This is a genomic window from Campylobacter helveticus, from assembly GCF_002080395.1.
Taxonomy (GTDB): domain Bacteria; phylum Campylobacterota; class Campylobacteria; order Campylobacterales; family Campylobacteraceae; genus Campylobacter_D; species Campylobacter_D helveticus.
Genome location: NZ_CP020478.1, coordinates 740,432 through 763,205 on the forward strand (window position 1 = coordinate 740,432; position 22,774 = coordinate 763,205).

At 34.7% G+C, this 22,774-nt stretch carries 23 protein-coding genes, 2 rRNA genes and 1 pseudogene; 5 read left to right on the forward strand and 21 right to left on the reverse strand.

Annotation, left to right across the window (positions count from 1 at the left end):
- The first annotated feature begins 477 nt into the window (after positions 1-477).
- Both CHELV3228_RS03850 and rrf read left to right on the forward strand, forming a co-directional pair.
- A 23S ribosomal RNA gene (locus CHELV3228_RS03850) occupies positions 478-3,665 on the forward strand.
- Positions 3,666-3,923: 258 nt separating this feature from the next.
- A 5S ribosomal RNA gene (gene rrf / locus CHELV3228_RS03855) occupies positions 3,924-4,040 on the forward strand.
- A 404-nt stretch (positions 4,041-4,444) separates the two neighbouring features.
- Here the strand turns inward: rrf and CHELV3228_RS10070 are convergent.
- From CHELV3228_RS10070 to CHELV3228_RS03900, 9 genes are all read right to left on the reverse strand, one after another.
- On the reverse strand, positions 4,445-4,666 hold the full coding sequence (locus tag CHELV3228_RS10070) for a hypothetical protein (RefSeq protein WP_139026912.1): 222 nt from the start codon (positions 4,664-4,666) through the stop codon (positions 4,445-4,447).
- Between the two features lie 447 nt (positions 4,667-5,113).
- On the reverse strand, positions 5,114-5,461 hold the full coding sequence (locus CHELV3228_RS03860; protein WP_082199608.1) for a hypothetical protein: 348 nt from the start codon (positions 5,459-5,461) through the stop codon (positions 5,114-5,116).
- A gap of 454 nt (positions 5,462-5,915) precedes the next feature.
- Complete coding sequence (locus CHELV3228_RS03870; RefSeq protein ID WP_082199609.1) at positions 5,916-6,335, reverse strand: hypothetical protein; 420 nt, start codon at positions 6,333-6,335, stop codon at positions 5,916-5,918.
- On the reverse strand, positions 6,322-6,729 hold the full coding sequence (locus CHELV3228_RS03875; protein WP_082199610.1) for a DUF1353 domain-containing protein: 408 nt from the start codon (positions 6,727-6,729) through the stop codon (positions 6,322-6,324). The genes CHELV3228_RS03870 and CHELV3228_RS03875 overlap by 14 nt, the downstream gene beginning before the upstream one ends.
- Positions 6,726-7,130, reverse strand: coding sequence for a hypothetical protein (locus CHELV3228_RS03880; protein ID WP_082199611.1), 405 nt, complete (start codon positions 7,128-7,130; stop codon positions 6,726-6,728). The genes CHELV3228_RS03875 and CHELV3228_RS03880 overlap by 4 nt, the downstream gene beginning before the upstream one ends.
- A gap of 11 nt (positions 7,131-7,141) precedes the next feature.
- Entirely contained in the window at positions 7,142-7,600 is a 459-nt protein-coding gene (locus CHELV3228_RS03885; protein ID WP_082199612.1) for a DUF5675 family protein, read from the reverse strand.
- 40 nt (positions 7,601-7,640) lie between these two features.
- Complete coding sequence (locus tag CHELV3228_RS03890) at positions 7,641-7,829, reverse strand: hypothetical protein (protein ID WP_156890190.1); 189 nt, start codon at positions 7,827-7,829, stop codon at positions 7,641-7,643.
- Between the two features lie 108 nt (positions 7,830-7,937).
- Positions 7,938-8,555 (reverse strand): DUF4376 domain-containing protein, encoded by a 618-nt coding sequence (locus CHELV3228_RS03895; protein ID WP_082199614.1) that lies wholly within the window; start codon positions 8,553-8,555, stop codon positions 7,938-7,940.
- Positions 8,556-8,564: 9 nt separating this feature from the next.
- Positions 8,565-9,263, reverse strand: a complete 699-nt coding sequence (locus CHELV3228_RS03900) for a hypothetical protein (RefSeq protein ID WP_082199615.1) — start codon at positions 9,261-9,263, stop codon at positions 8,565-8,567.
- Between the two features lie 38 nt (positions 9,264-9,301).
- Between CHELV3228_RS03900 and CHELV3228_RS03905 the strand changes: the two genes are divergently transcribed.
- Positions 9,302-9,499: a hypothetical protein gene (locus CHELV3228_RS03905; protein WP_082199616.1), complete on the forward strand. Its 198-nt coding sequence runs from the start codon at positions 9,302-9,304 to the stop codon at positions 9,497-9,499.
- Positions 9,500-9,510: 11 nt separating this feature from the next.
- Here CHELV3228_RS03905 and CHELV3228_RS03910 read toward each other — a convergent pair whose 3' ends face one another.
- The 8 genes and pseudogenes from CHELV3228_RS03910 to CHELV3228_RS03950 form a co-directional block, all read right to left on the reverse strand.
- Positions 9,511-10,452 (reverse strand): Ppx/GppA phosphatase family protein, encoded by a 942-nt coding sequence (locus tag CHELV3228_RS03910; RefSeq protein WP_082199617.1) that lies wholly within the window; start codon positions 10,450-10,452, stop codon positions 9,511-9,513.
- A 169-nt stretch (positions 10,453-10,621) separates the two neighbouring features.
- Complete coding sequence (locus CHELV3228_RS03915; RefSeq protein ID WP_082200744.1) at positions 10,622-11,743, reverse strand: methyl-accepting chemotaxis protein; 1,122 nt, start codon at positions 11,741-11,743, stop codon at positions 10,622-10,624.
- A gap of 13 nt (positions 11,744-11,756) precedes the next feature.
- A complete protein-coding gene (locus tag CHELV3228_RS03920) occupies positions 11,757-11,972 on the reverse strand; it encodes an HP1242/YdcH family protein (RefSeq protein WP_082199618.1) in 216 nt (71 codons plus the stop codon).
- Positions 11,973-12,116: 144 nt separating this feature from the next.
- Positions 12,117-12,311 carry a 50S ribosomal protein L28 gene (gene rpmB / locus CHELV3228_RS03925; protein WP_004277192.1) on the reverse strand — a complete coding sequence of 65 codons (195 nt, stop codon included), beginning with the start codon at positions 12,309-12,311 and terminating at the stop codon, positions 12,117-12,119.
- A 2,773-nt stretch (positions 12,312-15,084) separates the two neighbouring features.
- Positions 15,085-15,333: a hypothetical protein gene (locus CHELV3228_RS03935; RefSeq protein ID WP_082199619.1), complete on the reverse strand. Its 249-nt coding sequence runs from the start codon at positions 15,331-15,333 to the stop codon at positions 15,085-15,087.
- A gap of 150 nt (positions 15,334-15,483) precedes the next feature.
- Complete coding sequence (locus CHELV3228_RS03940; RefSeq protein WP_082199620.1) at positions 15,484-15,756, reverse strand: hypothetical protein; 273 nt, start codon at positions 15,754-15,756, stop codon at positions 15,484-15,486.
- 186 nt (positions 15,757-15,942) lie between these two features.
- Positions 15,943-16,185: pseudogene (locus CHELV3228_RS10560) on the reverse strand (ribbon-helix-helix protein, CopG family); the annotation flags it as partial.
- 14 nt (positions 16,186-16,199) lie between these two features.
- The gene (locus tag CHELV3228_RS03950; RefSeq protein WP_082199622.1) at positions 16,200-16,796 is read right to left on the reverse strand and encodes a bacteriohemerythrin; all 597 of its coding nucleotides are present in this window, start codon (positions 16,794-16,796) and stop codon (positions 16,200-16,202) included.
- A gap of 102 nt (positions 16,797-16,898) precedes the next feature.
- Between CHELV3228_RS03950 and dccR the strand changes: the two genes are divergently transcribed.
- Entirely contained in the window at positions 16,899-17,564 is a 666-nt protein-coding gene (gene dccR / locus CHELV3228_RS03955; protein WP_082199623.1) for a two-component system response regulator DccR, read from the forward strand.
- Positions 17,557-18,759, forward strand: coding sequence for a sensor histidine kinase (locus tag CHELV3228_RS03960; protein WP_082199624.1), 1,203 nt, complete (start codon positions 17,557-17,559; stop codon positions 18,757-18,759). The genes dccR and CHELV3228_RS03960 overlap by 8 nt, the downstream gene beginning before the upstream one ends.
- Here the strand turns inward: CHELV3228_RS03960 and CHELV3228_RS03965 are convergent.
- Genes CHELV3228_RS03965 through CHELV3228_RS03980 form a run of 4 tightly spaced genes read right to left on the reverse strand, consistent with a single transcriptional unit; the run spans position 18,748 to position 22,750 of the window.
- On the reverse strand, positions 18,748-18,951 hold the full coding sequence (locus CHELV3228_RS03965; RefSeq protein WP_082199625.1) for a hypothetical protein: 204 nt from the start codon (positions 18,949-18,951) through the stop codon (positions 18,748-18,750). The genes CHELV3228_RS03960 and CHELV3228_RS03965 overlap by 12 nt on opposite strands.
- Positions 18,944-19,636, reverse strand: a complete 693-nt coding sequence (locus tag CHELV3228_RS03970) for a purine nucleoside phosphorylase YfiH/LACC1 family protein (RefSeq protein WP_082199626.1) — start codon at positions 19,634-19,636, stop codon at positions 18,944-18,946. The genes CHELV3228_RS03965 and CHELV3228_RS03970 overlap by 8 nt, the downstream gene beginning before the upstream one ends.
- Positions 19,600-20,208 (reverse strand): riboflavin synthase, encoded by a 609-nt coding sequence (gene ribE / locus CHELV3228_RS03975; RefSeq protein ID WP_082200745.1) that lies wholly within the window; start codon positions 20,206-20,208, stop codon positions 19,600-19,602. Before ribE ends, CHELV3228_RS03970 begins: the two co-directional genes overlap by 37 nt.
- A gap of 10 nt (positions 20,209-20,218) precedes the next feature.
- Positions 20,219-22,750, reverse strand: a complete 2,532-nt coding sequence (locus CHELV3228_RS03980) for a translocation/assembly module TamB domain-containing protein (protein WP_082199627.1) — start codon at positions 22,748-22,750, stop codon at positions 20,219-20,221.
- Positions 22,751-22,774: the final 24 nt, after the last annotated feature.

The following is a 22,774-nucleotide window of genomic DNA, read 5'->3' on the forward strand; positions in this document are numbered from 1 at the left end:
TCTTTAACTTATCATTGTTAAGAGTCACAAGCAAGTTTTAATAAAAACAATTTTACTGAACTTGTTAAAGGGTAAAACAAATTTATCTTTTCTTTAGTGTTACTAATAAAAGAAATTAAAAATTATACTTTTTTAATTTTCCTAAGTTTATAAACTCATCTCTTAAATGATTTAAGGATTAGTTTAAAATAAAAGCTAAAGACAAGTTTCAAACTCACAGCTTAGTTTCTTTGATTAAGTGTTTGAATGCTTTCCGTCTTAAGATAAAGAGTTTTATCATTAAACTTTAGCAAGGAAGTGATGCGTTTTAGAATCAAACATAACACAATAAGTTTATTATGTTATAAAACTTTTTTAGTTTAAGGAAATAAGTTAAGGTAACTTCTAGTTAAGCTTAATATTTTATTAGGTTTGGCGGGGTAGGCCTTTAGCTTGCTTCTTAGTCAAGGCTTTGCCTTGACGCTAAAGAAGGTTAAAAGGTAAGCTACTAAGAGCGAATGGTGGATGCCTTGACTGGTAAAGGCGATGAAGGACGTACTAGACTGCGATAAGCTAGGTGGAGCTGTCAAGAAGCTTTGATGCCTAGATTTCCGAATGGGGCAACCCAATGTATAGAGATATACATTACCATAATGGAGCGAACGAGGGGAATTGAAACATCTTAGTACCCTCAGGAAAAGAAATCAAAAGAGATTGCGTCAGTAGCGGCGAGCGAAAGCGCAAGAGGGCAAACCCAGTGCTTGCACTGGGGGTTGTAGGACTGCAATGTGCAATAGGAAAGGTTAGCAGAACACTCTGGAAAGTGTAGCCATAGAGGGTGATAGTCCCGTATGCGAAAACCTAACCTTAGCTAGCAGTATCCTGAGTAGGGCGGAACACGAGAAATTCTGTCTGAAGCTGGGTAGACCACTATCCAACCCTAAATACTACTACCAGATCGATAGCGAACAAGTACCGTGAGGGAAAGGTGAAAAGAACGGCGGTGAGCCGAGTGAAATAGAACCTGAAACCATTTGCTTACAATCATTCAGAGCACTATGTAGCAATACAGTGTGATGGACTGCCTTTTGCATAATGAGCCTGCGAGTTGTGGTGTCTGGCGAGGTTAAGCACACGCGAAGCCGTAGCGAAAGCAAGTCTTAATAGGGCGCTTAGTCAGATGCTGCAGACCCGAAACGAAGTGATCTATCCATGAGCAGGTTGAAGCTAGTGTAAGAACTAGTGGAGGACCGAACCCGCTAGCGTTGAAAAGCTATGGGATGACTTGTGGATAGGGGTGAAAGGCCAATCAAACTTCGTGATAGCTGGTTCTCTCCGAAATATATTTAGGTATAGCGTTGTGTCGTAATATAAGGGGGTAGAGCACTGAATGGGCTAGGGCATACACCAATGTACCAAACCCTATCAAACTCCGAATACCTTATGTGTAATCACAGCAGTCAGGCGGCGAGTGATAAAATCCGTCGTCAAGAGGGAAACAACCCAGACTACCCGCTAAGGTCCCCAAATCTTACTTAAGTGGAAAACGATGTGAAGTTACTTAAACAACCAGGAGGTTGGCTTAGAAGCAGCCATCCTTTAAAGAAAGCGTAATAGCTCACTGGTCTAGTGATTTTGCGCGGAAAATATAACGGGGCTAAAGTAAGTACCGAAGCGGTAGGCTTGTGCTTAATCAAATTCTTTAAGATGAGGGCAAAAACCCTAACGAATTTAAGAAAGCTAAGAAGCTAGGAAGTTAAATGCAAATTTTTGTTTTAAATTTTAAGTTTTAACTTTTAAATTTGAATTGCAAAAAAACTTAACTTTGAAACTTAAATTTGAAAGAAAAATAATTTAAATTTGAAATTTCAAAAAAAATTTCAAAAACAAACTTAAATTCAAAGCTTCTTTCAAAAAAGTCAAGAAATGAAGAAGTCAAAAAGAAAAAATTCCACTAAAGAATTTGCTTAAGCGCAAGCGGTAGGAGAGCGTTCTATTTGCGTCGAAGGTATACCGGCAAGGAGTGCTGGAGCGGATAGAAGTGAGCATGCAGGCATGAGTAGCGATAATTAATGTGAGAATCATTAACGCCGTAAACCCAAGGTTTCCTACGCGATGCTCGTCATCGTAGGGTTAGTCGGGTCCTAAGCTGAGTCCGAAAGGGGTAAGCGATGGAAAATAGGTTAATATTCCTATACCAACATTAGTGTGCGATGGAAGGACGCTTAGGGCTAGGGGGGCTAGCGGATGGAAGTGCTAGTCTAAGGTTGTAGGTGCTTACACAGGCAAATCCGTGTGAGAATACACCGAGAACTCAAAGGCTTTTCAAAGTCTTCGGATAGCGAGAAGAACCCCTGATGCCGTCGAGCCAAGAAAAGTTTCTAAGTTTAGCTAATGTTGCCCGTACCGTAAACCGACACAGGTGGGTGGGATGAGTATTCTAAGGCGCGTGGAAGAACTCTCTTTAAGGAACTCTGCAAAATAGCACCGTATCTTCGGTATAAGGTGTGCCTCCCTTTGTATTAGAATTTACTTCGAAAGCAAAGAAGGTTACAACAAAGAGTCCCTCCCGACTGTTTACCAAAAACACAGCACTCTGCTAACTCGCAAGAGGATGTATAGGGTGTGACGCCTGCCCGGTGCTCGAAGGTTAATTGATGGGGTTAGCATTAGCGAAGCTCTTGATCGAAGCCCGAGTAAACGGCGGCCGTAACTATAACGGTCCTAAGGTAGCGAAATTCCTTGTCGGTTAAATACCGACCTGCATGAATGGCGTAACGAGATGGGAGCTGTCTCAAAGAGGGATCCAGTGAAATTGTAGTGGAGGTGAAAATTCCTCCTACCCGCGGCAAGACGGAAAGACCCCGTGGACCTTTACTACAGCTTGACACTGCTACTTGGATAAGAATGTGCAGGATAGGTGGGAGGCTTTGAGTATATGACGCCAGTTGTATATGAGCCATTGTTGAGATACCACTCTTTCTTATTTGGGTAGCTAACCAGCTTGAGTTATCCTCAAGTGGGACAATGTCTGGTGGGTAGTTTGACTGGGGCGGTCGCCTCCCAAATAATAACGGAGGCTTACAAAGGTTGGCTCAAAACGGTTGGAAATCGTTTGTAGAGTATAAAGGTATAAGCCAGCTTAACTGCAAGACATACAAGTCAAGCAGGGACGAAAGTCGGTCTTAGTGATCCGGTGGTTCTGTGTGGAAGGGCCATCGCTCAAAGGATAAAAGGTACCCCGGGGATAACAGGCTGATCTCCCCCAAGAGCTCACATCGACGGGGAGGTTTGGCACCTCGATGTCGGCTCATCGCATCCTGGGGCTGGAGCAGGTCCCAAGGGTATGGCTGTTCGCCATTTAAAGCGGTACGCGAGCTGGGTTCAGAACGTCGTGAGACAGTTCGGTCCCTATCTGCCGTGGGCGTAAGAAGATTGAAGAGATTTGACCCTAGTACGAGAGGACCGGGTTGAACAAACCACTGGTGTAGCTGTTGTTCTGCCAAGAGCATCGCAGCGTAGCTAAGTTTGGAAAGGATAAACGCTGAAAGCATCTAAGCGTGAAGCCAACTCTAAGATGAATCTTCTCTAAGCTCTCTAGAAGACGACTAGTTTGATAGGCTGGGTGTGTAATAGATGAAAGTCTTTTAGCTGACCAGTACTAATAGAGCGTTTGGCTTACTTTTATAAAGCATCACTTCCTTGTTAAGGTTTAAAGCCTTAAAGGGTAAAGAGTTTTATTAAAACTTGCTCTTAACATTGTTTTTTAAGTGTTTATCGCTTTGAAATGATTCTTGTTTGAAATTCTAAATTGAGTTTTTGCTTGGGTAAAGAATAAGGATTAAAATTGTAGAAGCTTTATTGTAATCTAAGCTAGGCAAAGACAGAAAAAATGAAGTCAAAGCTAAATGAAACTTGAGGCTTATAAACATTTAAATAACAATGTCCGTGATTATACAGATGTGGAAACGCCTTGCTCCATCCCGAACCAAGAAGCTAAGCACATCGTGGGTGATGATACTACGCCTTACTGGCAGGGGGAAAGTAGCTCATTGCGGACTTGTTGTTTAAAACTTACCGCGAATATTATGCTCTCTTTTTTTGAAAGGGATATGTCTTTACAAGCGCCAAAACACCGCTTAAACAACAACCTTTTTAACCAACTCAAAAATAAAACGCCGATATTTTAGATAAATTTATCTTAAATTATCCTTTATAAAATTTTTTAACATATTTTTTAAACTCCCATTTTAAAAGCATTTCAAGCACTTATTAGGGTGTTATCGCTTGGCTTTTCAAAAAAAGGGGGGGGGGGGGGTGTTAAAATCCGCCGATAAATTATAAGAATTTGCCCCAGCTATTTTTATCCAAATTCATTTTTTCATTTTACACCACTTTTAAATTTCTTAGCAAACTTGCCCTTTTGCAAGTCTTGCAAGGGTTTCACTTCTTATTTTCAAAGTTTTTAAACTGCCTTTCGTGTGGCGGAGGGGTGAGCAAACGAAGCGGGGCGAATTTGTAAAATGATTTCTCTTTCGTGTGTCGCGCGGAGGGTAAAATCACGAAGGGTAAATTCGCAAATGGCGTTAATCGCGTGTGCCGCTGAAGCTTGATTAAATACAAAGTTCAGTTTTGTGTGTAGGCAAAACGCAGATGAGAAAGCGAACTGCAAAGCATAAAGTATCACCACAGCCTTACGGACAAATTCAAAGCCTTAGCGAGTTCTTGCTTGTTTTTAAACCCAGCTTCCACAAAAAGCTTTTTAAAATTTTCTTTATCCATTTTTCACCCCTTTTTTTTAGTGAAGTAATGATAGCAAAATTACCTAATAAGTAAATAATAATAAAAGATTTTAAATTATGAAAGTTATTTAAAGTGTAATTTTATTTTAAATAAGTATAATTATACTATTAATTTACTTATTTTGTAAATTAATAAGGTGTCAGCAAGAGGTGCTTTAAGCTAACGCAAACTTTTTTAAATGAAAGGGCTTTTATGAAGTCAAAGAAGTTTAAAGGGTTTGTTTTATCGTTTAAAATGAAGCTCTTTAAAATCAAGCTTCAAATTAAACTTTACAAATAAACTCAGCCCCTATTATACAAGGGGCGAGTTTAATCCTCGCTTAATTTTTATTTCACTCCTCCAAAGCCCTCTTTAACGCCCTTTTCAAGTCCTCATAATTCTCAAGCTCCTCACGCATTTTAGCATTTTCAAGCCTTAGTCTTTCAAGCTCACTTTTTTCATCCCCAGCATTATCCTCCGCCACTTCTTTTAAGCTCTCAAAGCCCTTTTTTAAAGCCTCATCGTATTTTTTCGCCTTTATCGCCCATTCTAGCACGACCTTAAGATAAGGCGGAAATTTCACATCACCGCAGCCCCATTGCGTTACGCAAGAATACGACAAATTCAAAGCCTTAGCGAGTTCTTGCTTGTTTTTAAACCCAGCTTCCACAAAAAGCTTTTTAAAATTTTCTTTATCCATTTTTCACCCCTTTTTTTTAGTGAAGTAATGATAGCAAAATTACCTAATAAGTAAATAATAATAAAAGATTTTAAATTATGAAAGTTATTTAAAGTGTAATTTTAGTTATTGTTATAATCCCTTGTTTAAGCTGCTAGTTCTCGGTGGAGAAAGGTGGCTAAAATGCAGAGATGGATTAAGTTTATTCAGCTTTAATTGAAACATTAAGGCTCATTAAAGAGTTATTAAAGCTCTTTAAACCATTTTTGAAATTATAGAGTAGTCTTACTTAGCTCATTCTTAAACAATTTTACCGCCGAGTCTGTAAGACTACTCGGCTTCGCTTAATTCCTTAATTTTATTCATATTTATAACGCACCTTTGATAATGATAAAACAACATAGAATAAGCATTCAATATTTCAATTTCACTATTTACATAAGGCTTCGGTAAAGGCTTGATTTCCAAGAGTTCCTTAGGTATTTGCACCTTGACGAGCTCCACCTCTTTCACTACTTGCGTTTTGCTCGTTCCACAACCTATAAACCATAGTATTAAAAAGCTTAGTAAGATTATTCTCACCCTTTTCATACTCTTTATAAATATAGCGATTAACATATTCCACCCTTTCTTTAACCAGCTCTTTAGCCTCATTTGCACCTTTCACCGCTTCCATTTGTTTCCTATGCTCTAGCTTCATCGTTTCAATGCTTAGATAAAGCTTATTGTTCGCCTCTAAGCTTATGTTTAAATCACTTTCTGCCTTATCAAGTTTTGCATTTTGTGCGTCAAGTCTTAACCAAAGTCCTAAGATTATTGCCCCCGCTAAAGCCAAAGCAATATAAAAAGCCGTATTCCCTTTTAAAAAATTAAGTCCCGCATTAAGCCAAAACATCGCTAATTCTCTCTTTACACCATAAAAAAGTGCATTTTAAAGCGTGAAAACTAAGGCAAGAAGCATAAAAAAGCCAAGTTTTAAAGGCGTTACACTTTAATTCTTTCATCATCACCCTTAAAGCTTCATCGGCGATTTTATAATTTTGAAAATTAAAAGAATTTTTACATAAAAAGTCGTGCGTTAAAGCCGCACTAAAATACTCACTCTTAAAAGGGGGAAAAAAGCACCAAAAAAGGCGTGGAATACTTGCGCCGTCAGTTTTAAATCCCTTTTGTATGGTAAAGTTTAAGGTCGTGTTCTTAAGCCTTAAATCCTCGATTTTAAAGTCCTCGACCAGCTCAAACCTATCTTTTTCATAAGGCTTTACGATAACCCTTTTAAACGCATTCATTTTTCCCTTTCCTTAATCATTTGATTAACCCTTTCGCTTCTTGTGTGCGTTAAGTTTTCAAATTGCTTATTAAGTGCGGTTAAATCATTGTCTATTTTATCCAGCTTCCGATTTGCATTCGCACAATGCACCTCTATAAACTTCATCATTGAGCTATTATTGTCCTTTAAAGCCTTAGTCTGCTCTTTTGTAATTAAATTACTTTCATTTATAAGGCTTTTAGTTTCTTTAATGTTTTTAGTCTGCTCGTCAAGTTTAGCCAAATTTTGTCCTTGTTGCGTTTTAAACAAGTGCCAAGCTACATAACCAAGCGCCAAAACAACTAAGCCTAAAATAGCGCTCCCACTAAGGCTTCCTAAAATTTGCCCTTTTTCTATTGCTTCTAACGCTACATTATTCATCTATTAGCTCCTTATTCTAGTTCATCTTTTACAACTAATTCGACCATTTCTAAATTTACGCCTCGCATTAAGTGATAAAACTCTTTACACGCATCACGACTTCCACCTATGCTTTCATCACTTGCCTTAGTTCTGCCAAGTAGTATACACCCTTGCGTATCTTTGTCCGTATTGCCCCAGTGAATTAATATGTGTCTTTCATAAGGCACTAAATCATTATAAACATTTAGCATTTCATCGCTTTCATACCCAGTTATTTTTCTTAAAGTCGCCTCAAATCTACTTCCCGGGTGTCTTTTTAGCTTATAAACGCCCTCGGGTATCCTTAAATCTTTTCCACTTTCAAGCCCCGCTGTATCCTCTTGCAAACAAAAGCATTCAAAAATTAAGTCCCCACCCTCATCAAAACATTTAAACTTACCTATAACGCAAGTCTTACCTTGATACCGATTAATAATTTCTATTTTCATTTTTTATCCTTTTTAATTTAATTTTAAGTCCGCCCCAAAGTTAAAGCAAACTATGGATTTTCTCGCTATTTTCCCTTAAAGTCTCTAGCATTTCACCAAGCTCACCGTCAAACATATCCATTAATTCACCCTCACGCATTAAGCTTTCTACAATTTCCATATTTTCGGCGTTTAATTCGTAAATTTCGCTGATTATTCCTCTTGCTTTAACGATTTTATTTTTCATCATCGCCCTCACTTTCGCCCCTTAAAAAAATACTCTAAAAAAAGATAAACCACTGCAAAAGTAAAGCTGTAAGAAAACACGATAAGCCCAAATGCATAAACATCATTCATTTTAAGTCCATTGTATGCTTTCAAGCTCGTTTAAGTTTCTTGCTTTTTCGACTTTATCTTTTAAGGCTCTTGCTTTCATCGTGTTTAAATTAACACTTTCCGCCATTTTTGCGCCTAAAGCGATTAAATCTTGTAAAGTAAAATCCACCGCCTCATTATCCTTACTTATCCATTTAAAGCTTTGTGGAACTTGCTTAGTTATGCTAAAAAGTGAAGTCGTAGATGTTAAAAGGTTTCTATCCTTTTCCGCACTTTGAAACACCTTGCCTTTATACTCCACTCCACTTTCTATTGCCTCATCTCGTTTTTTGTCAATATCCGCTTTTTTATCCGCTTTTGCAAATAATAAAACTTCATCATTTGAAACCTTGCCACTTGTAGAAAATAGCCTAAAATAATCATTTAATAAAACTTCATTTTTACCCTTTAAAATGTTATAAACCGCCCTATAACCCTCTTTGTATTCATCACTTGTGAAAGTATTGTCCTCAATTTCATTTTGATTTAAAACCTTATTGCTTATCACTATAAGGCTATTAAGCTCTTTAATATGAAACCTAATGATTTCCTCGTTTAAAGTGTAATAAACGACCCCATTTTTAGCACTAACATAATTCATTTTGTCCCCTTAATTTGTGATTTCATAGCATATTCCCTGATTTGTAAGGGTATTTTTTGCAATATTAACACTTATAGTTAAGGCTGTATTTGCTTTTTCTTGTAAAAGCATAGTTCCCCCTTGATTAATGCTTATTTCAACATTTCCGCTTTTATTGTTAAGCATATTGCCATAACCCGAGCTTGCTATATTCATAAGCTTATTATTGCTCCCCTCAAAAACGCAATTATAAAAGGATATGTAACCAATATTAGAATAAAAGGTGTATTGATAATCGGCATTTTTGTTATTGATAATCTTACAACTATCAATCGAAAGCATTTTATAGCTTATCATTAAGTTTTCACCAGTGATTTCTAAGGCTAGATTTTTAAAAATAACTTGATTAACAACACAACCTTTAGAAAATGTTATTTTGTGCCTATAAGTATCCTCAGCCCCGTCTCCCGTAAAAACGCACAAAAAAGGAAAATTAAAAAATCCGCCCTCAAAAGTTAAGTCTTTTTTAATCCTAACCCTCACTTCATTAGAATTATAAGCGCCCACTTTTCTACTAAAAAACTTTAAAAACTCGGTTAAGTTCCTAAAATCATCATCGACCCCATCGCCAATAATGTATTCTTTATTTGCTTGTAGCTGGGAAACTGCTACATTTTTAAGCGTGTTATCATAGGGCGAGGACGGAGGGGCGGCGAGGGGCTTTTCCACGCGGGGTGAAAGTAGATAAAAATTAAAAAAGGATAAAAATGGGCTTAACAGGTAGAAGTAAAAAAAGAAGGAAAAGGTATTTTAACGAGGCGATGGCGAATTTTAATGCTATCAATGAAAAATACGCTCTAGGTATGAAACCACAAAGTTACGAATATATCGCTTGGGCAATTGCCGATGCAAAAACGGAGGCAAAAAAGGGGGTGTTTGGGGGAGGGGGGTTAATATTTTTTTAATTATTGCGAAATTAAGCTCCGTATAGTGCCACACAAACGCCCTCCCTCAAACCTTCATCAATAATAATAAGTTCCTCTTTATCAAAAAGGGCAAAAAGCAAAAGTGCACCACCAATTAAGTAATTTTTACGCATTTTACCCACCCAAAACTCAGCTTCATCCTCTCTCATATACCAAAGTCTAAGAGCAAATTTTAAAAAATCCCAAGTAAAAATTCGCATTCCATTAACTTTTTTGGCATCATAATTTTTATAAGCCAAACCAAGCTTAAAAGCTCCCAAAGTAGTTGGAACGCCGGAATTTAAAACGACGCGTTTTATCCTTTGCGCTTTTAAAGCCCTTTTTATATCTTTAACTTCCTCAAATGCTTTAAAGGCAAGAGACCTTAATTTTTCATCTTTTATTAGGGTTTGGATTTGCAGTTTTTTATCTTTTGTTTTAAAATGTGGCAGGGTTTTTAAACATTTACCTTTTTTTTGATATTTAAATTTTTCATAAAAACTAATAATACCAAAGTCAAAACTTAGAAAATTCTTCCTAAAAGAAAGCTCACAACTTGCACCACCCAAATCGCAAAATCCAAATTCCTTATGCAAATTTAAAGCCAAAAGTCCGCTTTTCATACCTAAAACACTAAGCTTTGCCTCAGTTTGTGGCGAAATCAAAATAAATCTTATGTCAAATTCTTCCTCTAGTTCATTGAAAATTAAATTTGTATTACTTGCTTTCCTAAAAGCAGCAGTGGCTACGGCTTTTGCTTGACTTAAATCGTGCTTTTTGCCAAGTTCTTTTAAAGCATTTTTAAGTCTTTCTATCGCCTCTTTTCCTATCATTCCACTTTGTGTTAAATTTCTTGCTGCACCTATGACAAATTCATACTCTTCTAATTTTTCTAAATTTTCACTCATCTTTACAGCTCTTAAAGTATTCGAGCCTAAATCAATCCCTAACATCAATTTTCCTTAACAAAATTTCTAAGTTATGATAAACAAAAATTTTTAATGAATTATGGTTTAAATTATCAAACATCATTTTATCTTAAATAAAACTTTCGAGTGTTTTGAAAATTCAAAAAGTGTAATTTAGAAAGCATACCCCCACCTTGAAAAGGTGGGTAAGATATTATTCTTGCGGTTGCTGGTAAGTGTTTTGATGCGATTCTGCTATCATAGACTTGAAAACATCAAACAATTTTAACGAGGCAAGTTCAGCAGTTTTACATTTTTCAGCGATTTTATGCTGTGTTGCCTTGCTTGTCGTTTCCTCTGTGCTAGCGATATGGATAGCCGAGTTCATATTTTCATGCACAGCTTGATGTGGCTCGTTAAGGCTTAGGAAGCTTTTGTTATGTCCAAATCTTTCTTTCCCTGTGCTAGCGACCCATTTTCCAAGACGACAGCTAAAGTGGTCGGCAAGAGCTTTATTTGACTTGGCAAAAATTTCTTTATAGCCGTTAAGCTTAAAGGCTATATGGTCAAGTTTAGCAAGAGACACAAAAGCTTCAGACGCTATACCTACGGCGTTAGCGTTGGTTGATTGTGCTTCATTAACAAGATTACCAAATTTATCAGAGAAATTCATAATGTGCGTATTTGAATCCATAGAAATTTTTTCCACTTGCTCACTTTGAGAATACATCTCATTAGCATTTTGTTTAAGTAGGTTAATATTCATCTCTACTTCAGCCGTAGCTTTTTGAGTTTTTTCAGCAAGCTTTCTTACTTCATCAGCCACAACGGCAAAGCCGCGTCCGTGTTCCCCTGCTCTAGCTGCTTCTATGGCGGCATTTAGAGCCAAAAGATTTGTCTGGTCTGAAACATCTTTGATGAGATTAATGACATTAGAAATTTCATCAACGCTTCTATGGAGCGTCCCAGCCGTATCTCTTGACTTATTTGCAGACTCTATAATATCACTCAGCGAAGCATTAATAGAATGCGTAATGCTATTAAGCTCGTCCATAGCACCAAGTGAAGTTTGAGAATAAGTAGAAATAATCTCGGCTTTATTAACATTTTCAAGCATATCATTTTGAACTATGGTGATATTATCCAAAACACCCTTGAGTAAAATTTCCAAAAGGTCTGTTTTTAAAGTGGATTCCGAATCGGCTTTTTCCAAACTAGAAATTTTATTTTTAAGTTCCAAATTTTCAACCTGCAAATTTGAAATTTGGTTAAGTAATTTTTGATTTTCATCTTTTAAAGATTGTAAATCGGCTGTATTGGCTTTTGAACTAAACATAATTTTTTTCCCCTTATTTTTTGTAATTTGCAAGATATTGAGCTAACTCATCTTTAACATGGAGTTTTTCTTTTTTTAGTGCAGAGATTTCTGCATCGCTTAAAAAAGTCCTACCTTCTTCCGCATCTTTGATTTTGTCATCAAGCTCATTATGACGCTCAAAAAGCTTATCAAAATGGGCATCCTTTCCTTTGAGTTCTGACATTAAGTCTCTAAATTCGTGTAGCATACAAACTCCTTGTTTTGATTAGTAAAGTGAAAATTGTAACATAAAAAAGATACTTTTTGTTTAAATTGTTAAAAATTGTTTATTTTTTTTGTAAAGAAAAAATGGGAAATTTTGAAAATAATTTTGAGGAATAAATCCTCAAAATTATTTAGAATTTTGTTTTTTAAGTGTTCTTAAAGTCGAAGCAGCAATTCTTACTTTTCTTGTTGTGCCATCTTCTAAAGTAATGCGAACTGTGCGAAGATTAGGTAAAAAGCGTCTTTTGGTTTTATTGTTAGCGTGGCTGACATTATTACCTACCATAGGTCCTTTTCCTGTAATTTGACAGATTCTTGCCATTTTTTGTCCTTTTAAATTTTTTAAAACGCAAATTGTAGCAATTTTAAGCTTAAAATTTATCTAAAATTATAGTTAAAAACAAGATTTTATCTCATTTTTTAACTCTAGAATTTTTTATAAAACCTAAATGCAGTTTTTGTAGTTTAAGAATAGTTTTTTGCTTTTTTGATAATAATAAATTATATTTTTGATATTCAGTAATCTTATGGTATTAAATTCTCATATTTTAATGAAATGTTAGGGTGTATTCATTAATGCTTTTAAGAATATTGGTGTAAGTTGTAATAATATGTTTGCACTTTAGTTATTTTTAATTTTTATTAAATTAATGTAATTTTCTTTCAAATTGCAATCTTTTCCTTTTCTTTTTGTAATTTTATGTTCATATTCAAGGAAAGACTTAAAAGAAGTGTTAAAGATATTCTTGCAAGTGGAGTAAAGAAAGATTTAAAAACGAAAGACATTGCTGAAAAATAGGTATTTGCCCTGATATTTTTATTCTATGAAATTAAAACTCTATCTCTTATCCGCAATTAAACAAAATGGAAAGATTGGTATTAATTATTCCTTTTATGGAAGTTCTCCTAAAGGCAATTAGAATGTAAGAATATTTATAAGATTTTAAAACTTTATCAAACGAATTATGACTTTGATTTGTCTTTCGCCACCGAGTTTAATTTGCTTAAAATATGGTTGTTTGAGTAATTTGTCGATCTGAATTTTATCATTGCTTATTTTGGTGTTGTATTGATATTTTGGACTTAATAGTTATCTTTCTTATTACTTTCTTTATTTCTGCGAAAACTCAAAATACTCTTTGTATTTGAAGCACAATTCAATGTATTTATCTTTTATTTTTTCAAGTTTGTTAATGCATATTTAACACACTTCTACCCAAGTAGCTAAAATAATGATAAGTAAAAATTAAAATCTATTTTTATTTTTTCTACAATTCGCCTCAAAAATGAAACGCACTACCATATTACATCTCATGTAAGTTTTATTCGTATTCCAAAAGTTGCACCCATTGCACTTGCTATTTCTTCTTTTGGGGAAAGTTCAAATCCTCCTCATTCTGCGACAACATTTGCTTTCTTCAGCAGACATAGGAGGTTTTTAGATAGATAAAATATTTTGTCAATCTCTCAACATGTGCCTTTTATTAAGTTCTATCTTTTTTAACATGGGTTATAATACTTTCAAAGCCAATTCCAATCTTTATATTTTTGTCCAATATTCCACTATTGATTTAATCCCCCCCCCCCAATAAAAAAATTTATCTCGTAAGCTTTTTCTTTATAATATTAAGCTCATCAAGCTTTAAGAAATTTTTAATTAGAAAAATATTTTTGTTCACAAAAGTGTCTATATCAAACTCATTTTTATCATTATGGATAAAATACCCAAAATAAGTTCATTAGTATTCACATCGTTTTTGATGTATTCAGACTTTCTTTGTGATTTAAGCTTTTTTTAATCGCTTCCTCTAGCTTTTAAAAGTGTTTCGTAAATCTTGCTTGATTTACTTTGAATATCTTTTAAGCACTTTTTCTTCATTTTCATAACCTTTTTAAGCATTTTTAGGATTTATTTGCTTAGTTTTGCAACTTTCATTATGGTAAAGTAAGGGAAAACCGCTTAGATTTTCCTTAGTATTTTACATACATTTTTAACGCTTGGAGTTGAAGTGCTTTGATGCGGTTCCGTCCTCAAAAGAACAACTTTTGTTAATTGTTGGAAGTTTTTTGTATCCTGTATAAAACAAAAACTCTTCATAAGGTATTTTCATCACGAAAACTCCATAATTTAAGTGAGGTTTAATACCTTTTAACAACATATTCCATATTGAGTACTTTTGCTTCTGAAAGCTTACAAGCTCTTCGCTAAAAGCATGAGTTTTTTGATTGAAAGACATATCTATCTTTAGTTTTTTTTGGGGGGGGAGGGGAGTTCTTTACTCATTCATCTTTCTCCGAACGAGGTTTTGCTGATGTATTGCGAAAGATCTGCGTGAGCGTGTACTAAAGTATCTTTCGATTGAACTTTTTTCTCCAGTATAAGTAAATACCTAAACCATCTGGAAAATCTCAAAAATCTTTTGAAAGATAATTCTTGTTATCGTCTTTCTACATTATCATATTGGACTTACTAAAAGCGCTCAATGGGATTGGTTGAACTTATGGTATTCGATTTTTTCGGTACTAAGCTTGAAACATATTTACAATGAGCAATGTTTGGTCTAAAAGTTCTAAAGCCATATTGTCTTTTGCGATAAAATCCATTGTTAAAAAATGAATAATGATTTGACTGTTTTAAAATTAAAGTTTGAAAATTAAGTAATGAATTTAAAGAAGAGGTTAAAATTACTTAAGTAGATTAAAAAATATGTTGACATTGTAAGGTTAAAACAAAAGAAGACTTTAGAAATATTAATGTTTTTTATGAAATGGCAACAGTCTTTTAAAGTTCAAGACATCCTAATCGCAAAGTAACATAGGTTTAACTTTGAATACAAGAAACATACCTCTTTATAGCATCCTTTGTAGCGGGAAACTTTAATTAATGGAGCTTTGGTGGTAAATACATAAAGTTGCTGTATAAAAAATTACGATTTTATCGGCTTTGATTTATAAGAACTTAAGCCTCTCTTTATGTAAAGTCTTATGCAATTTCATTAAAAATTTCTGATAAATATTGAGTATTTGGTCGCGTAAAAATTATATTTTAAGTTTAAGGTTTGGAGGGAAATGGAATGGTTGCAAAAATGAACATTTCATTTTTCTGTCGACAGAAGCTCAGTGATATTGGATTTTATATTCAAAGATTCCGATTTTTTCAACTTTTTTGCATAGGTATCATTCCATATTTTAAAGACTTCTTTATTGGAATTATCGTCCCCATAGTTTCTTGCATATTGATAATGCAAAGTGTCAAATTTTAAATCGCTGGTGTAAAGGCATAGGAATTTTGTAGATTTTTCTTGTTGAAAATGGTTAAAAAGCTGTCCGACATCAATTTGCATTGTGCGTATTCTTTATCAAATTTGTTTTTATTTTTACTATTTTTTGCAGTTTTACACTCTATGAGCAAGTAGGGTTTTATTCTCTCTATATTTGACAAAAATATCCGTTTTGTCGCCCTTTACCTACCATCCAAGCTCCATCTTCTAGCTCTAGCTCAATGGATTTGGCTTGTAGCCCTGCTCTAATAATCTATGCACACATTCAAACACGACAAAATTTTCATTTCTTGCTTTGCCATCTTTGGTGGTAAAGCCTGTAACAGATTCACTTTCTGTAAGCAAATTTTTAGGATATATAAGTTTTTGATTGGCGAAATCCACTTGCATAGTGTAAGAATTTATGCTTTTGCTCCAAATCCCTTTAGAATCGGGCTTAAAATTTAAAATTTCTAAGACTTCTTTAAGATTATCCTTAGTTATCATTATATACCTTTACGCTTTTTGGGTGTATGAAGCTACCTTTTTGGTAGCTTATTTGGTATTTTTGAGGTTTTTGACAAGTTTATCTATCTCTTTACTCGCTTTTTTATAGTCTCCGTCCTTTAGCTCCTCTAAAGCTTTCACGGCGAAGTCAAAATCAACCATTTCTTCATCTTCTTCATCTTGGTTTGATTCTTTGAGGTTTTTGACAAGTTTATCTATCTCTTTACTCGCTTTTTTATAGTCTCCGTCCTTTAGCTCCTCTAAGGCATTAACAGCACTAGAAAAGTCTTCGATTTCATTTAAATAAGCCTCGATAGCTTCACGCACTATGGCAGATTTTGGCTTAGAGAGATTTTTGCTAAGAGCGTCTAGTCTTTTTTTAAGTGTAGAGGGAAGTTTAAGAGAGTAATTTTTCATTTCGGTTTTCATCTTTAGCCTTTCTTTTAAGATTGTGTTTTATGGAAGCGAATTGCTTGTTTGCAGTTTTTGCAAATAAATTTTTTACCTTGAAGTTCTATTTTTTGGTGGATAGCATAAGGCACATCGTGAACCTTACCCGGACAATCGCAAATATAAAGATAAAATTGCTCTTTATCCTCATCATCTTCGCTTAACTCAAAGCTTACGCTACCGCCACTATCATCGGATAAACCTGCACTTCTCCACTTTTCAACCTTCATATCCTCATAAAGAATATGCTCTAAAAGCCATTTCTTAGCGATTACATAAAGCTTTTCTTTAAGGTCGTTAGTGGATTTGATATCTTTGATGAGATTTATCATTGTTTGAATGATTTCTTTATGAATCTTGCGGTGGGCTTCAAGGTCTGGATAATTGATGAGATGCATATATTTTTCCTCATCGTTAAAATGGTCTTTCATATAGTTGAAAAATTCTGCTAATAAATCCTTAACATCATTTTTGCTTACAGCTCTATCTGATACCATTTCTACTTTTGCTGCGAGTTCAAAAAGCTTTTTGTGTTGCTTATCTATTTTGGCGTTATGAACACTAAAGCTATCATCCCATTTTGGAAGCATAATAACTCCTTAAATAAATTTGCTAGATTATAAATTTATTTAAATAAAAATGAATTTAAAATGATTAGATTTTGTTAAAATAAGTTTTTTGAAAGGAAAATTGTGGCGGTTAAGATTTTATTGTTAGAAGATGATTTAAGTTTGAGCGAGATTATAGAGGAGCATTTGAGTGATGAGGGGTATGAAATTACGCTTTGTGATAATGCCAAAGACGCACTTGATTTAGCCTATGAGAAAAATTATGAACTTTGGATTTTGGATGTAAAAGTGCCTTTGGGAGATGGCTTTTCTTTGCTAAAAGAATTAAGGGAGGCAAATAAGCAAACTCCCTGTATTTTTATGACTTCTTTAAACACTACGGCGGATTTAAAACAAGGTTTTAATGCTGGATGTGATGATTATATCAAAAAGCCTTTTGAATTAGCCGAGCTTTCTTTGCGTGTGGAGGCTTTGCTTAAACGCTCTTTTTCTCATAAAAATGAAGATTATGAGGATTTGGGCGAGGGTTTTAAATTTAGCCTGAAGAGTCAAATTTTGTATCAAAATGACAAACCTTTAGCTTTACCAAGTAAGGAAGTGAAGCTTTTGGCTTTGCTTTTGCAAAACAAAAATAATTTTTTAAGTGCGGAGGAAATTTTTGAAAAACTTTGGGAGTATGACGAGGAGCCAAGCGAACTTAGTCTTAGAGCTTATATAAAAAATTTACGCAAAATTTTAGGCAAAGATAAAATCATCAATCAACGCGGCAGAGGATATTGCTATGGCTAAAAAGGTTGTATGGCAAATTTTACTCATTTACCTTACGACTACGGGCGTGTTTTTGACGATATTTTTTAGCATTTGGTTTGAGAAACTTTATGAGGATTTGATTGTTGTCAAGGGAGAGAATTTAAGAGAAATTCGCCATACCATCATCACAAATATTGTCAATAATCGCTTCGTTCCTTTAGCGGAAAATGCTAAAAATATCGCTTCAAGTGCGAGGGTTAAATTTGCCATTTTTGACAAGCAAAATGTATTTTTTAATAATTTGGACTTAAATTATACTAAGGCAAAGGTTAGGCTTAAGGGTAGGGGTGTGAGTGAGGGCAAAGTATTTTTTATGGCGCCGATGAGTTTAAATGATTATTATTTAAGGCACGGCAGAGAGCGAGAAGAAAATAATGAGGGGCTTAAAATTCTCATACAGGGCGAAGATATAAGTAAGGATTTGCTTTTTATTAAGTTTAAACTTTTGAGTTTTGCTTTGTTTGCTTTTGGAGTTTTGGGGCTAATCGCTTATATTTTGGTTAAAATTTCTCTTAAGCCTATGGATGAGAAAATTGAAACGCTCAATCGTTTCATTAAAGATTCTACGCATGAGATTAATACACCTTTAAGTGTGATTTTGATGAGTATAGAGCAGCTTGAAAGGCAAAATTTAGAACAAGGAGCGAAATTTCTACGCATAAAACTAGCGGCTAAAACCTTACACCAAATTTATTCTGATTTGGTTTTTTGTAATTTTTCCCATACGCTTTCAAATGAAAAGGAAAAATTTGATTTGACGATTTTGATAAAAGAGAGGGTGGAGTATTTTAAATTATTTTTCGAGCAAAAAAAGATAAGCGTGGAGTTGGATTTAGCTTCAAATTCCTATTTTTATGCAAATAAAAGTCAAATTTCTAAGCTTATCGATAATCTTTTAAGTAATGCCATTAAATACAATAAAAAAGGCGGAGAAATTAAAATTATGCTTAGGCAAAACTCACTTGTCATTGAGGATAGTGGTTGTGGAATTTCTAAGGAGCATTTAACACACATTTTTGAGCGTTACACGCGTTTTAATAGCGACCAAGGAGGCTTTGGCATAGGACTTTCTTTAGTGAAAAGGATTTGCGAGGAAAATGGCATTATAATCACTTGCGAGTCAAAAGAAAATGAGGGTAGTGCTTTTAAGCTTGAGTGGGGGTTACTTGCTTAAAAGAGCAGCTTCTTTGCTTGAAATAAGTGTATTTAAAAATTGTGTTAAATCCTTTTTTTCTTCCGCACTTGGCGTGTTAAGTGGGGCGTTGATGAGCTGAGACACTAAAGCTTCATTAATTAAATCACCATCGCCAAATTCTCTTGCCTTTTGAGCGATGTTAAGTGCCATTAAATCTTTTTTTTCATACATTGTCATTATCCTTTAAAATAATAACGCTTACAAAGCGATTTTTAGTTTTATCACGGCGGTAAGAAAACAAATTTGCATCTTCAAAACTACAAATTCCCACATCTTTAATTTCTTTTATCCCTAAATCTTTTGCTTGTTTTTTGACAAGAGCTTTTAAATCAAGCTTATTATCCTTTAAAAAGAGGGTAAAATGTGTTTTAGCATAGCTTAAAATTTCTCCGTCAAGTTCATAATTTTTCTGGCAAATGGAGGGCAGGATAAAAAGGCTAAATTCCTCATTTTTAAGTGTCAAATCAAGCGTTTTAAACTGCACTAGGGCTTCCTTTAAAATATTATTAAAGCAACCCTCACGCCCAGAATGCAAAGCACCTATGAGGCCATTTTTGTGATATAAAATCAAAGGCAAACAATCCGCACTTAAAACACAAAGGGCGGTATTTTTTTCCTTACTTATCAAACCATCGCAAGAAAAATTGCAAAAATTGCTACCATAAATTTCAACTTTATTTGAATGAATTTGGTTCATAAAAACGCATTTTTTGACATTTTCAATGCCTAAATGTTTAAATAGGTTTTCTTGCCAAATTTCTGCTCTAAATCCGTTATAATCTTTATCGTAAGCACAAAAAATGCTGACCTTTTCATCGTCTAATATAGATAAGAAATTCTTTCTACTTCCTCCCACGAAAGCCTCCTTTGTCCTTGAAGTTGCGCTCTAATATAACGCGCGAGCAAATCGCTTTCTATATGAATGCGTCTGCCTATTTTATATTCTTTAAAAAGTGTATCTTTAAGACTTAGCGGTATGAGGGTAAGGCGAATTTGTGAGCTAAAAACTTCATTGATGGTAAGGCTCACTCCATCCACGCCTATACTGCCCTTATTTGCCATAAGTGGCATAAGTTGAGCGGGTAAGGAAAGGTAAAAATCAAGCCCATTTTCATTTGGGACGATTTTTTCAAGCACCCCAAGTCCATCGATATGCCCCTGCATTAGATGCCCGTCAATTCTATCTTTATAGCGCAAAGCAGGTTCGATATGCACCCTATCTTTCAAATTTTCTAAGGCTAGGTGTGTTCTGCTTTCTTTAGAAAGCTCTAATTCAAAGCCGTCTTTTTGCAGACTTATCACGCTTAAACACGCACCATTAACTGCTATGCTATCGCCAATTTTAGGGCGATATTTAGCCTTTAGACTTAAGATGTTGTTTTGGTAGGATTTTACCTTAGCGATTTCTCGAATGAGTCCATTAAACATCTTATGCCTCTTAAAAAATTTTATTAAAAAGCTTATCAAGCCCCTCGCCCGCTTTTTTGGCTGGTTTTGTCGCTTCATTTCCTAAAACATTGCCTAAAGATTTAATAACGCTTCCTGCGTTGAGTTTGATTTTAGGATTTTCACTTGTGCCTGTGATAGAGCCTTTAAAATTTGCCTTATCAATTTTTGCGTCAAAAGGCACATCTAAAGCTCCGCTTTTGGAATTTAAAGCCGCTTTTTCTATGATGATGTGCGAATTTGGTGCTTGCATATTAAGATTAAAATTTATATGCTCTTTGTTAATGTATGCATTGGCGGTGGCGGTGTTAAAGACTTCTTTTGTTACATCTCTTAGGGTAAGAATTTGTAACGCTTTTGTAATGGCGTTTGCTTTTAAGCGTCCTTCGCTCATATTAAGCTTAATGTCGCCTTTTTCACTTAAAAGATTATAATTTACACTAGCATTTGCTTTTCCTTGATAAATATCCATTATATCCACACCTTTAGCAAGAGATGAGAGGTTGAGATGATTAAGCGTAGCTTGAAGTTGATTATTTTTAAGAGCGGCGTTTAATTTAGCCTCAAATAAATTTTCACTTGTAATTAAAGCGTCAATTCCTTTTGCATTAAAATTAAATTTGCCATCAAAATCCGCCTTTCCACTTAATTTTCTATCAAGTAAAAAACCAAGCTTAGAAAAATCACTTAAATTGAGTTTAAAAGTAGAATTTAAGGCATTATTATTTAAATCAAAATTTCCTTTTAAGCTCGGGATATTTGCAAGGGCTGAGTGTAAATTTGCGTCAAAATTTACAAGAGAATTTGTAATGTGCGCTTTAGCGTTTAAGTCGTAGTTGGCATTGCTTGGGAATTTTGCCTCTAAGAGTTTGGAAAGCGTGGTGTGATTTAGCACGCCTTTGGCATTAAGATTAATGTCGCCATTAAGCTTTTTTAAATCAAGACTTGTTAGCACACCTTTAGCATTAAGCACTCCACTTGCGTAGTTTGGCTGTCCTGCGATGATGAAAAGTTTAGCTAAATCAAGCTTGTCGATATCTAAATTAAGATTTTTGCCGTTCGAATTTGCCTTGATAGTGCCTCCAGCTAAATTGACATTTGCGTCCAAGCTTTGGATATTTGAACCCTCCAACTGGGCTTTAGTGTTTAATGTAGCCTCGCCTTGTAATTTTTGTCCTGCTATGCTGTTAAATTGAGACAAATCTTCGATGAAAGCTTCAGCGTTAAGTGCGAGTTTGGCATTATTTAAGTCATAATTTCCATTAAGTTTTTTGATGTTAAGCAGGGTTGAAGCTAAAATGGCGTTATAGTCTATTTTGCCATTTTTAGCGTTGGCTGTAGCATTTAGCTTGAAATTTGTCTGCGGAAATTCTAAATTTGTGAGTTTTTTAAGCTCTTTTGAGTCGATTTTGCCATTATCGACATTTGCTTTAAGATTGAAATTTTTAAAGTCTAAACCCTTGCTATTTAAATTCGCATTTAAATTTCCATTTGCTAAAGAACCATAACCTGCAAGAGCGAGAATTTTTTCAAGTTTTACAGAGTTTAAAAGAACGGATAAATCATTATCTTTAAGCTTGGCACTAAATTCCCCTCCAAGTCCGTCAAGATTGGCATTAAGGCTACTTAGGGCATTATTGGCAAAAGTTAAATCACCGCGTAAATTTAAAGAGCCTTGAAGTTTAGTTTTTGTGAGGCTTTCAAGCTTGGCTAAATCATCGATTTTAAGATTAAAATCCGTGCTAAGTGCGTTAGATGCTATATCGTAGAGCGTTTTTTGGCTCGTGAGGACTAAATAACCATTTTGTGTTTGGCTTGTGGCGTAAATTTTATTATCTTTAATGGTGGCTAAGATTTCTGTTTTTAAATTGGAGTTTTGTGGTAAATTTAAGTCAAAATCTTTTTCTATTTGTTTATAGTTGATAGATTTCATATTAAGTTGTATGATAGCATTACCCTCAGGTTTTAAATCTTTGGCATTGATTTTTGCTAGAGCATCTAATTCTCCACTAGCATATGGAGCTTGATTTAAAAAGCTTAAAAGTTCTTCTATCTTTAGATTTTTAGCGTCTAAATTTAAACTGATAGGAAAGAAATCATAAATTCTTGTATCAAAGGCTAAATTTGAGCCAAAAATCTCCCCTTTACCTCTCGCATTAAAGTCTCCAACAGAGCCTATTATATCGCCGTTAAGTTCTAAATTTTGTTTTAGATTTAGATTGAGTGTTTTGGCGAGATTTTTATTTAAAGCAAGAGCATAGTCAAGCTCAAAACCAAGACTCAAAAGACTTAAATTTCCCTCAACTTTAAGCTGGGCAATTTGATTTAAACTAGCTTCCAAATTCAAGGAAGAGGGGCTTAAGTCAAATCGAGAGATATTTAAATCAAGTCCGGCAAGTTCCTTAACTTTACTTTGGGCAATGTTGGCGATAAGATTATTGCCGAAAGAACTAAAAATCAAGCCATAAATGGCGATGAAAAGCACCAATACAAAGGCTAAAAGTGCGTAAAGAATTTTTTTCATTTCTTATCCTTTAGTTTATTTTAT

What these genes read in the sequence shown, in the direction of transcription:
- CHELV3228_RS03860 (WP_082199608.1), bottom strand. Translation starts at nt 5,461, where the DNA reads ATGGATAAAGAAAATTTTAAAAAGCTTTTTGTGGAAGCTGGGTTTAAA.
- CHELV3228_RS03870 (WP_082199609.1), bottom strand. Translation starts at nt 6,335, where the DNA reads ATGTTTTGGCTTAATGCGGGACTTAATTTTTTAAAAGGGAATACGGCT.
- CHELV3228_RS03875 (WP_082199610.1), bottom strand. Translation starts at nt 6,729, where the DNA reads ATGAATGCGTTTAAAAGGGTTATCGTAAAGCCTTATGAAAAAGATAGG.
- CHELV3228_RS03880 (WP_082199611.1), bottom strand. Translation starts at nt 7,130, where the DNA reads ATGAATAATGTAGCGTTAGAAGCAATAGAAAAAGGGCAAATTTTAGGA.
- CHELV3228_RS03885 (WP_082199612.1), bottom strand. Translation starts at nt 7,600, where the DNA reads ATGAAAATAGAAATTATTAATCGGTATCAAGGTAAGACTTGCGTTATA.
- CHELV3228_RS03890 (WP_156890190.1), bottom strand. Translation starts at nt 7,829, where the DNA reads ATGATGAAAAATAAAATCGTTAAAGCAAGAGGAATAATCAGCGAAATT.
- CHELV3228_RS03895 (WP_082199614.1), bottom strand. Translation starts at nt 8,555, where the DNA reads ATGAATTATGTTAGTGCTAAAAATGGGGTCGTTTATTACACTTTAAAC.
- CHELV3228_RS03905 (WP_082199616.1), top strand. Translation starts at nt 9,302, where the DNA reads ATGGGCTTAACAGGTAGAAGTAAAAAAAGAAGGAAAAGGTATTTTAAC.
- CHELV3228_RS03910 (WP_082199617.1), bottom strand. Translation starts at nt 10,452, where the DNA reads ATGTTAGGGATTGATTTAGGCTCGAATACTTTAAGAGCTGTAAAGATG.
- CHELV3228_RS03915 (WP_082200744.1), bottom strand. Translation starts at nt 11,743, where the DNA reads ATGTTTAGTTCAAAAGCCAATACAGCCGATTTACAATCTTTAAAAGAT.
- CHELV3228_RS03920 (WP_082199618.1), bottom strand. Translation starts at nt 11,972, where the DNA reads ATGCTACACGAATTTAGAGACTTAATGTCAGAACTCAAAGGAAAGGAT.
- rpmB (WP_004277192.1), bottom strand. Translation starts at nt 12,311, where the DNA reads ATGGCAAGAATCTGTCAAATTACAGGAAAAGGACCTATGGTAGGTAAT.
- CHELV3228_RS03935 (WP_082199619.1), bottom strand. Translation starts at nt 15,333, where the DNA reads ATGCAAATTGATGTCGGACAGCTTTTTAACCATTTTCAACAAGAAAAA.
- CHELV3228_RS03940 (WP_082199620.1), bottom strand. Translation starts at nt 15,756, where the DNA reads ATGATAACTAAGGATAATCTTAAAGAAGTCTTAGAAATTTTAAATTTT.
- CHELV3228_RS03950 (WP_082199622.1), bottom strand. Translation starts at nt 16,796, where the DNA reads ATGCTTCCAAAATGGGATGATAGCTTTAGTGTTCATAACGCCAAAATA.
- CHELV3228_RS03960 (WP_082199624.1), top strand. Translation starts at nt 17,557, where the DNA reads ATGGCTAAAAAGGTTGTATGGCAAATTTTACTCATTTACCTTACGACT.
- CHELV3228_RS03965 (WP_082199625.1), bottom strand. Translation starts at nt 18,951, where the DNA reads ATGTATGAAAAAAAAGATTTAATGGCACTTAACATCGCTCAAAAGGCA.
- ribE (WP_082200745.1), bottom strand. Translation starts at nt 20,208, where the DNA reads ATGTTTAATGGACTCATTCGAGAAATCGCTAAGGTAAAATCCTACCAA.
- CHELV3228_RS03980 (WP_082199627.1), bottom strand. Translation starts at nt 22,750, where the DNA reads ATGAAAAAAATTCTTTACGCACTTTTAGCCTTTGTATTGGTGCTTTTC.